The sequence below is a fragment of the Salipiger sp. HF18 genome (assembly GCF_011806505.1).
Classification (GTDB): Bacteria; Pseudomonadota; Alphaproteobacteria; order Rhodobacterales; family Rhodobacteraceae; genus Salipiger; species Salipiger thiooxidans.
In genome coordinates, this window is sequence record NZ_JAATOS010000763.1 from 1 (window position 1) to 1312 (window position 1312).

Annotated in this window: 2 protein-coding genes and 1 pseudogene; 2 read left to right on the forward strand and 1 reads right to left on the reverse strand. The window is 67.8% G+C overall.

Translation table 11 applies throughout. The features are described 5' to 3' along the window. Window positions 1-339: hypothetical protein (locus HC022_RS26690; RefSeq protein WP_167454394.1), on the reverse strand; the 339-nt coding region annotated here is incomplete at its 3' end. Between the two features lie 445 nt (window positions 340-784). Here HC022_RS26690 and HC022_RS26695 point away from each other — a divergent pair. After that, window positions 785-1033 (forward strand): SH3 domain-containing protein, encoded by a 249-nt coding sequence (locus HC022_RS26695; RefSeq protein ID WP_167454395.1) that lies wholly within the window; start codon window positions 785-787, stop codon window positions 1031-1033. A gap of 26 nt (window positions 1034-1059) precedes the next feature. Next, a pseudogene (locus tag HC022_RS26700) lies at window positions 1060-1312 on the forward strand (hypothetical protein); the annotation flags it as partial.

Below are 1312 nucleotides of genomic sequence, written 5' to 3' on the forward strand. Positions count from 1 at the left end.
GAAGGAGACGCCGGTATTGATGCCCATCTCGCCCGAACCGATGCGGATCCCCTGCTCGTGCAGGGCGCGCGCCACGAACGCGGTGACGATGACGAGGGACCAGAGCGTCGCCTCGGCCCGGGTGACCGCGCGCAGCGGGTGCTGGAGCAGCACCGCGCAGAGGCTCAGCAGCGCCGCGACCACCGTCGGCACCGAGAAGACGCTCTCGCCGTAGGGCGCGTAGAAATGCGGGATGGCGTAGACGTGCCCCTCGATCGCCATGAGGCAGAGCATTACCACCAGGCTGAGGCTCGCCCAGCGGACCCAGATCATGCTGCGCAGGCCCGGAAAGGCCGCCACGCTCTGGTCCCTGTCCCGTCGCCCCTGGCCCGAAGCCCTCCGTCTTGCTCTGCCTTGCATGGTCCTGCCTCCTTGGCCGTTCCCAGGGACCGGCAGAAACGCCGGTCGGTCAGGGACGGTCGAGGCAGGGTAGGCGAGGAAGCTTGCTGCAATGTTAACTTTAAGAATTTGAAGTGCTTGGCGGCTTCCCCCCGCCGCGCCCCGCAACGCCGGCCCGCCATCAAGCAGGGCGACGCGGTCACGCAAACACCATGCGAGGCCCCGGGGTTCCCATGCCTCTCGCAACCGGCCGGGCGCCGCCGAAAGCACATCAACTCACGGCGGTGACCCGCTGATTGTGAACGGCTTTCCCGATCCACTGCGGAACGAACCGACGTCGCGGAGGTTCTCATCTCCAGCAAGGCCAGCGCCTTCGCACCAAGTGGCAACAGAAAAGGAAAACGCCATGAAACTCGCGAAACCCATTCTGCTCTCGACCGCCATCGCAGGCATCCTCGCATCCCCCGCCGCCGCCGCGCTGAGCGCTACCGCCACCACCGAGCTCAACCTGCGCTCCGGCCCGGGGCCGGAGTACCAGATCGAGGGCGTCATTCCCGGCGATGCCGAGGTCGAGGTGACCGGCTGTCTCGAAGAGGCCGAATGGTGCGAAGTGACCCACGAGGGCGTCTCAGGCTGGGCCTATTCGCCTACCTGACCACGCCGGTCGAGAATGAGCCGGTGGTGCTGTACCAGCGCCCCGCCGAAGTCCAGATCGACACCGTGACCTACGACAAGACCGAGGGTCAGGGCGTTGCCGCGGGCCTGGGCGCCGGCTGGGGCGCTGCGATCGGCTCGCTCGCCATCGGTGGCCCCGCCGCCATCGCCGCCGGTGCCCTGATCGGTGCCGCGACCGGTGCCGCCGCGCAGGTCGAGCAGGAGACCGTGACCTACATCCAGACCAACCCGGTGGAACCTGTCTACCTTGACGGCGAGG